The organism is Arthrobacter sp. zg-Y750 (assembly GCF_020907365.1).
GTDB lineage: Bacteria > Actinomycetota > Actinomycetes > Actinomycetales > Micrococcaceae > Arthrobacter_B.
Genome location: NZ_JAJJOC010000025.1, coordinates 71196 through 79146 on the forward strand (window position 1 = coordinate 71196; position 7951 = coordinate 79146).

The 7951-nt window shown below is 67.6% G+C and carries 5 protein-coding genes; 2 read left to right on the top strand and 3 right to left on the bottom strand.

Features of this window, described 5'->3' with window-relative positions; all coding sequences use genetic code 11:
- The first annotated feature begins 67 nt into the window (after nucleotides 1-67).
- Both LOC57_RS16040 and LOC57_RS16045 read left to right on the top strand, forming a co-directional pair.
- Nucleotides 68-1489 carry a M20/M25/M40 family metallo-hydrolase gene (locus LOC57_RS16040; RefSeq protein WP_229960914.1) on the top strand — a complete coding sequence of 474 codons (1422 nt, stop codon included), beginning with the start codon at nucleotides 68-70 and terminating at the stop codon, nucleotides 1487-1489.
- Nucleotides 1489-2970 carry an MFS transporter gene (locus tag LOC57_RS16045; RefSeq protein WP_229960916.1) on the top strand — a complete coding sequence of 494 codons (1482 nt, stop codon included), beginning with the start codon at nucleotides 1489-1491 and terminating at the stop codon, nucleotides 2968-2970. The genes LOC57_RS16040 and LOC57_RS16045 overlap by 1 nt, the downstream gene beginning before the upstream one ends.
- Nucleotides 2971-2975: 5 nt before the next feature.
- On the opposite strand, the gene LOC57_RS16050 is transcribed toward LOC57_RS16045, so the two are convergent.
- The 3 genes from LOC57_RS16050 to LOC57_RS16060 all read right to left on the bottom strand — a co-directional run bounded on the left by LOC57_RS16050 (nucleotide 2976) and on the right by LOC57_RS16060 (nucleotide 7797).
- Nucleotides 2976-3431: a MarR family winged helix-turn-helix transcriptional regulator gene (locus LOC57_RS16050; protein WP_227914437.1), complete on the bottom strand. Its 456-nt coding sequence runs from the start codon at nucleotides 3429-3431 to the stop codon at nucleotides 2976-2978.
- 9 nt (nucleotides 3432-3440) lie between these two features.
- Nucleotides 3441-4577, bottom strand: a complete 1137-nt coding sequence (locus tag LOC57_RS16055; RefSeq protein ID WP_229960918.1) for an LLM class flavin-dependent oxidoreductase — start codon at nucleotides 4575-4577, stop codon at nucleotides 3441-3443.
- Between the two features lie 103 nt (nucleotides 4578-4680).
- Entirely contained in the window at nucleotides 4681-7797 is a 3117-nt protein-coding gene (locus LOC57_RS16060; RefSeq protein WP_229960920.1) for an efflux RND transporter permease subunit, read from the bottom strand.
- Nucleotides 7798-7951: the final 154 nt, after the last annotated feature.

Sequence of the window (7951 nt, forward strand, 5' to 3'; positions counted from 1 at the left end):
CGCAACTGTAGGGGACCGGGTCCGCCTGCTGAAGTGGCCTGCGCCACAGTGCGGTTACACTCGGCCCATGCTTAGCGACACCACCCCACGCACAGCCCCTGCCACAGCACTGCGCACCGGCCTCGAGGCTGCTCCCAAACTGGCCCGTCTCCTGACCTTCCGAACGGTCTCTTCGCGCGTTCCCGAAGAGATGGAACCGGACCAGTTTGTTGGTTTCATCGCCGCCCTGCCCGAGCTGTTTCCCCGCGTCCACAAGGAGCTGGAAGTGGAGCGGATCAACGGCCTGGGCCTGCTGTACCGCTGGCCGGGCAGCGACACGTCAGGCAGTGACACGGCAGGCCCCGCAACCGCAGACCCGGCGACCGGCGGCTCCCGGGGCCCGGTGGTCCTGATGGCGCACTACGACGTCGTCCCGGTTGAAGATCCGCAGCAGTGGGACCATCCGCCGTTCGCGGGCACCGTCACGGAGACGTCCATCTGTGGCCGCGGCGCCCTGGACGACAAGGGCGCCCTTGCCGCCGTCCTGGAAGCGGCCGAACAGCTTCTCGCCGAGGGCTTTGCCCCGCAGCAGGACCTCTACTTCTCCTTCGGCAACAACGAGGAAACTGCAGGCGACACCGCTGCCGCCGCCGCGGATCTGCTGGCCCGGCGCGGCATCCGTCCCTGGTTGGTGCTGGATGAGGGCGGCGCAGTGGCATCCGGAGCGTTTCCGTTCGTGTCCGCACCCCTGGCCGTGGTGGGCGTGGCCGAAAAGGGGATCCTCGACGTCGAACTGGCCACCGAGGACCAGGGCGGGCACGCCTCCACACCCAACCGGATGGGCGCGACGGCGAGGCTGGCCCGGGCGGTTGTCCGGCTGGACCGCCGTCCGTTCCCGGCGGCCCTGCCGGACGTCACCGTGGAAATGATCGAGCGGCTCTCCGGGTCCGCGCCGTTGCTTCCCCGGCTGGTGCTGGGCAAGGTGCGGCGCCTGCGACCGGTGCTGACCCGGGTGTTCGGGCTGCTCGGCGGCGAACCCAATGCCATGACCCGCACCACCGTGGCCGTCACCCAGCTGCGCGGCAGCAAGGGCTCCAACGTCCTGGCCACCCGGGCCACGGCCAACGCGAACATCCGGGTAGCCGTGGGCTCCAGCGTGGAGTCCACACTGGCACACCTGCGCAAAATCATCCGCGACCCGAAGGTGTCCCTGCGGGTGGTGGAAGGCAATGAGCCCTCCCCGGTATCCGCTACGGACAATGCCCAGTTCGCGCTGCTGGAGGCCAGCATCCGCAGCAGCTTTCCCGACGCCGTTCCGGTGCCCTACATCATGCTCGGCGGCACCGATGCCCGCCGGTTCACGAACATCTGCGACGCGGTGTACCGGTTCGCGCCGTTCCGGATGAGCGCCGCGGACCGGGCAAGCATCCACGCCGACAACGAAAAAATAGGCATCGAAACCTTCGGTGAGGGCATCCTGTTCTACCGCACCCTGATGGGCGCGCTCTGATGCCGGCGGTGCCAGCCGCGCCGCCCGCCGGGCTGCGGATGATCGGCAGCGTCGTCGGTTTCCTGGTGCTGGTGGAACTGACCAGCGGCATCCTGCAGGGCTATTACACCCCCATGCTCACCGACATTGCCCGGCACCTGGGGATCGACGACGGCGATGTCAACTGGTTTGAATCCGCCCAGTTGATGCTCAGTGCCCTGGCTGTTCCCATCCTTGCGAAGCTGGGGGACATCTACGGCCACAAACGCATCCTGCTGGCCTCCACGGTGCTGACGGCCATCGCTTCCTGGGGCGTCGCATTTGCCCCGGATTTCTGGACCTTCCTGGCTGCCTGGTCGCTGCAGGGTTTCTACGTGGTCTGGCTGCCGATGGAAATCGCCCTGATCTTCAGCCGGCTGCGGCAGCAACCCAACCGCGCCGTGCTGACCCGCAAGGCGGCGGGGATCCTGGTGGGCGCGCTGGAGCTGGGGGTCATCGGCGGCGCACTCGTGGGCGGGATGCTGGTGGAACAGTTCGCCGGCATGCTCTGGCTGACGCTTTCCATCCCGGCACTCGCTGTCACACTGTGCATTTTCGCCGTGCAGTTCGGGGTCCCTGAGTCCACCGCCCTGGACGGCGGCACCGTGGACCGGACGGGTTTTGCACTGCTCGCCTTCGGACTGCTGACGCTGACCTCGGGACTGACCTTCCTGCGGATCAACGGTCCGGAAACCTGGTGGGCCTGGGCTGTGCTGGCAGCCGGCGCGGCGGTTTTCATCCCGTTCGTCCGCTACGAGTCGGGGCGGAAGGATCCGCTGGTGGACTTCGCGATGCTGCGCAGTCCTGCCATGTGGCCGGTGCAGCTGACCGCCGGCCTGTTCGGCATCTCGGTGCTGGGAGCGCAGGCGCCCATGTCCACCTTCGCCCGCACCGACCCCGGCCAGCACGGCTACGGGCTAGGCCTGGAGGCCTCCCAGGTGTCCATCATTATCGGAAGCTATGTTCTGGCCCTGCTGGCCGGGGCGCTGCTCTTCCCGGCGGCGGCACGGCGGACCACCCCGCGCAATACCCTGGTGGGCGCGGCTGTGCTGGTCGGCGTCGGCTACGCCCTGTTCCTGCCCTTCCACGACACCCTGCCGCAGACGCTGGCGAACATGGTGGTGGCCGGGCTGGGATCCGGTGCCCTGGTGGCGGCGCTTCCGTCAGCTGCCGCGGCGGCAGCTCCGCTGAACCGGACCGGCATGGCCACCGGCCTGACCAACACCACCAAGACCATCGGCGGGTCCTTCGCCTCAGCAGTGTTCGGCATTGCCCTGGCCAGCGCGGCCGTGGATGCTCTGTCTCCGGCCGGTGCAACCGCCACTGCGGCACCGCTGGAGGGGTACCTGACGGTCTGGACGGTGTGCTCCGTGACGGCGTTCGTGGCGGGCGCGGTCCTGCTGATGGTGCCGCGGCTCGCATTTGCCGACCCGCCGTTGACGGCGGAGGAAGCGGCCGCCTGATCCCGCTAGTCCTCCAGGCTCGCCAGCACCTTATCCGTGAGTTCCTTGAGCCGGACCAGCTCCTCACCGTCCAATGCGGGGGTGAGGAGCTCGTGGATGCCGCGCACATGGATCCGTCCCAGGCGGCGCTGCACCGCCCGGCCTTCATCCGTTAGCGACAGTTCGACGCCGCGCTGGTCCTGTTCCGCCGGCCGTCGCTGCACCAGGCCCCGGGCCTCGAGCCGGTCCACCATCCGGCTGAGGCTGGGCTGGCTGATCAGCAGGTGCTCGTTGAGCTCATTTAGCCGGCTCCAGCCTCCGGGGCACCGGGTGAGGTTGAACAGGACGTCGTACTCGCGCATGGTGAGGTCCCGAAACTCAGGATCGCGCTGGAGGCGACGCATCACCCCCACCTGGACGCGGAAGAGGGATTCCCAGGTTTCGGCTGCCTGCTTCACGCTGGCGTCGTTGGAGGAGTGCATGCTCCCAGCCTACTGAACGCCGGCAGCGGCCGCCGACGGTGACGGTGCGGATGCCGGGACTGCACCGGCTGCATCGTTGCGGGCGGCCACGCGTGCGGCGTGCGTGGGGCCGTCCGGAACGCCCGCGGGGCGCCGGCTGTCGAGTTCCTTCCGCAGCTCCGGCAGGACGTATTCGCCGAAGAGGTCCAGCTGTTCCAGGACCGTCTTGAGCGGCAGTCCGGCGTGGTCAATCAGGAAAAGCTGGCGCTGGTAGTCGCCGAAGTACTCCTGGAACGTCAGCGTCTTCTCCAGCACCTCCTGCGGGCTGCCGACGGTCAGCGGGGTCTGGGCGGTGAAATCCTCCATGGTCGGGCCGTGCCCGTACACCGGGGCGTTGTCGAAGTAGGGCCGGAACTCGTTGATTGCGTCCTGGGAGTTCTTCCGCATGAAGAACTGCCCGCCCAGTCCCACAATGGCCTGGTCTGCGCGGCCGTGGCCGTAGTGCTCGTACCGTTCGCGGTACAGTCCGATGAGCTGCATGTAGTGCTCCTTCGGCCAGAAAATGTTGTTGGCGAAGAAGCCGTCACCGAAGTAGGCGGCAATTTCGGCTATCTGCGGCGTGCGGATGGAGCCGTGCCACACAAAGGGTGCGACGCCGTCGAGCGGACGCGGCGTGGCGGTGAAGTTGCGCAGCGGGGTGCGGAACTTGCCTTCCCAGTTCACGGTGTCCTTGTCCCAGAGCTGGCGCAGCAGGTTGTAGTTCTCCACGGTCAGTTCCACTGAATCCTGCGGATCCTTGCCGAACCACGGGTACACCGGGGCAGTGTTGCCCCGGCCCAGGACCAGGTCCACGCGGCCGTCGGCCACGTGCTGGAGCATGGCAAAATCCTCGGCGATCTTCACCGGATCGTTGGTGGTGATCAGCGTGGTGGTGGTGGAGAGGATGATCCGCTCGGTCTGGGCGGCAATGTAGCCCAGGAGGGTGGTGGGGGAGCTGGCATAGAAGGGCGGGTTGTGGTGCTCGCCGGTGGCGTACACGTCCATGCCGATCTCTTCGACCTTGCGGGCGATGGCCACGGCTGCCTTGATCCGCTCACCCTCGGTGGGGATGCGGCCGGTGACGGGGTCGCGGGTGATGTCGCTGACGCTAAAGACGCCGATCTGCATGTTGGCCTCCGGAAGTTGGAATGGTCCTCAAAGTATATGCATACGCATACATTTTCCTTCCAACGGTTACTTCTCCCGGTTCATTCCCGGCTCCGGGCTGCGGCTAGGCATGCATCTCTGCCGTGCGCTCCCTGCGCAGTTGGCGCTTCTCGCGGGAACCCTCAACCAGCCGGTAGAGCACGGGCACCAGGATCAGCGTCAGGGCGGTGGAGGAGATCAGGCCGCCAATCACCACAATGGCGAGCGGGCGGGAAATGAACCCGCCCTCGCCGGTGACGCCCAGTGCCATCGGGGTCAGGGCGAACACCGTGGCCAGCGCGGTCATCAGGATCGGCCGCAGGCGCTGCCGGGCACCGCGGAAAACAGCGTCCTCAACGTTCATGCCCGGCCTGCCGTCCCGCGGCTGCCGGTACTGGTTGATCAGGTCCATCAGCACAATGGCGTTGGTCACCACAATGCCCACCAGCATCAGCATGCCTACCAGGGAAGGCAGGCCCAGCGGGACGCCGCTGACCAGCAACAGCAGGATGGCGCCGGTGGCCGCGAAGGGAATGGAGACCAGCAGGATCAGCGGCTGCAGCAGGGACTTGAAGGTGGCCACCATGATCACGTACACAATGGCGATGGCAGCCAGCAGCGCCAGGCCGAGCTGGGTGAAGGACTCGTTCTGCTGGGTGGCGGCGCCGCTGAGTTCGGCTGTCACGCTGGCCGGCAGGTCCACCTCCGCCAGCCGGGCCTGGACTTCGGTGATGGCCGCACCCAGGTTGTCGCCCTCGGGGGAGACGGAGACGACGGCGGTGCGTTCGCCGCCGGAAGAGGAGACCGACGTCGGCACGGAGACCTCCTGGACGGTGGCCAGGTCGCGCAGCGGCACCGGACCGGAACCGGTCGGCACCGCGACACTGTTGAGCTGTTCCAGGGAAGTGATGGGCGTGCCCTCACCGATGAGCACCGGCAGGTCATCGGTGCCCAGCCGGACCGTGCCGGCCGGCAGCGGGCTGACGGTCGAGGCGACCAGCCCGGCGATCTGCTGCTCATTGAGGCCGGCGGCCACTGCCTTCGCCCGGTCGATGGTCACCTGGACCACCGGCTGGGAGGAGGAAAGGTTGCTGCTGGCCTCGGCGACGCCGGGCAGGTCGGACATGGCTGCCACAAGCGCGTCGCTGGCCGGCTGCAGATCAGCCGGGTCGCCGGCGGAGAGCTCAATGTCCACAGTGTTCGATGTGCCGAAACCACCGCCCGTGCTGCCCAAGGTGACGTTGCCGGCGTCGTCCGCGTCCTCGATGGCCTTCCGGACGGTGTCGCGCAGGGCCACCTGGTCCACGCCCTCCTCGGTGATGACCGTGAAGTTCGCTACCGACGAGCCGCCCGCCGTGAACGCGGCCAGCCCGGAGGTTGAGGTGCCCATGGTGACCTGCACGTCCTTGACACCGTCGATGCCGGAGAGGACGTCCTCCACTTTGCCGGCGGCCTCGGATGTGCGCTCCAGCGATGTGCCGGCGGGCAGTTCCTGCCGCACGCTGAAGTTGTTCTGGCCGGTGTCGCCCAACAGGTTGGTGGGAAGCAGCGGCGTCATTGCCGCCGTGGCCAGGAGGATGATCAGCCCGGCAACCACGGTGTACACCGGGTGGCGCTGGGTGGTGCGCAGGACCGGCAGGTAACCGCGCTGCAGCATGGTCCGGGATTCGCGTTCCTCGGCCTCGGCACGGTACGCCTCGGGGTCGGCCACCGGCGGGGAGGACTTCAGGAACCAGTAGGCCAGCACCGGCACAATGGTCAGGGAGACCAGCAGCGAGGCCAGGAGGGCCAGCGTGGTGGTGACCGCGAAGGGCCGGAACAGCTCGCCGGCGAGGCCGCCCACAAAGGCAATGGGAGCGAACACCGCCACGGTGGTGAGCGTGGACGCCGTCACGGCGCCGGCCACTTCCCGCACGGCGGTGAGGATGGCCGTGCGTTTGTCCTCGCCGTAGCCCAGGTGCCGCTTGATGTTTTCGATGACGACGATCGAGTCGTCCACCACCCGGCCAATCGCGATGGTCAGGGCGCCGAGGGTGAGGATGTTCAGGGAGTAGCCGAAGGCCAGCAGGCCGATGAAGGTTACCAGCAGGGACAGCGGAATGGAGACCGCGGTGACCAGCGTGGAGCGGATGGAGAGCAGGAAAACCAGGATGACCAGCACAGCGAAGCCCAGCCCGAGCAGGCCTTCGGTGGTGAGGTCGGAAATGGACTGCTCAATGAAGGGCGCCTGGTCAAAGACCACGGTGAATTCCGCGCCGTTGCCCAGTTCCTCCTGCAGCGACGGCAGCAGGGCCATGACCTCGTGCGAGATGCCGACCGTGTCTCCGGCCGGGGTCTTGGTGACGGACACGGCCAGCGTCGCTTCGCCGTTGGTCCGGGTGATGGAGGTGGCTTCATCTTCGGTGATGTTTACGGTTGCCACGTCTCCGATGGTGACCGGTGCGCCGTCGCCGTTGCCGCCTGCGGACTCGACCGGGAGGGCGGAAATCTTCTCCAGGCTGTCCAGCGGTGCGCCCACCTGGATGGAGAGGGTCCGGCCGTCCTCATTAACGGTTCCGGCGGGCAGCAGTGCGCCGCTGTTTTCCAGCGCATCCACTATGGCGGCGGGCGTGACGCCCAGCCGGGCGAGGGCGGCGTCGTCGGGAAGGATGGCGACGTGCCGGGTGGATCCGCCGGTGACTTCTGCTGTCCGGACGCCTTCGATTTTCTGCAGGCGGGGAACGGTCAGGCGCTGCAGGTCCGCATTGAGCTCGGCCAGCGGTTCATCGGAGGACACCGCCAGATAGACGATGGGGAAATCACTGATGCTGCCGGCCAGCGACTGCGGATTGGCATCCTCGGGCAGCAGCTGCCGGGAATTGGAGATTGCACGGTCCACCTGCCCGCGGGCCCGGTCCAGGTCCGTGCCGTAGGCAAAGGTGAGGCTGATGGTGGAGATCCCGGAACGGGACGTGGCCGAGGAATCTTCCAGGCCTTCGACGGCGGTCAGGGCCCCTTCCAGCGGTTCGCTGACCTGGGCATCCACCACCTCGGGGGAGGCGCCGGGCAGGGCAGTTATGACGCTGATCTGCGGGAACTCCAGCGACGGGATCAGCTCCTGCTTCAGGGAGCTCATGGAAATGACGCCGAAAACCGCCACGAACACCGTGATCAGGGCAATGAGCGCCCGGTTGGAGAGGGACAGCTTGGCCAAACGGTCCATGATCCTGCCTTAGGAAGGGCGAACTGGAGAAGGGGAGGTGGTGCAGCGCCGAATGCCCGGCGCCTGAAACAGAGTGCGGCGGCGGCCCCCCCGGGAGGGCGGCCCGGGCCCCCGGGGCGGGGAAAGGGCCCGCCCCAGGCACTTCGAGGGGTGG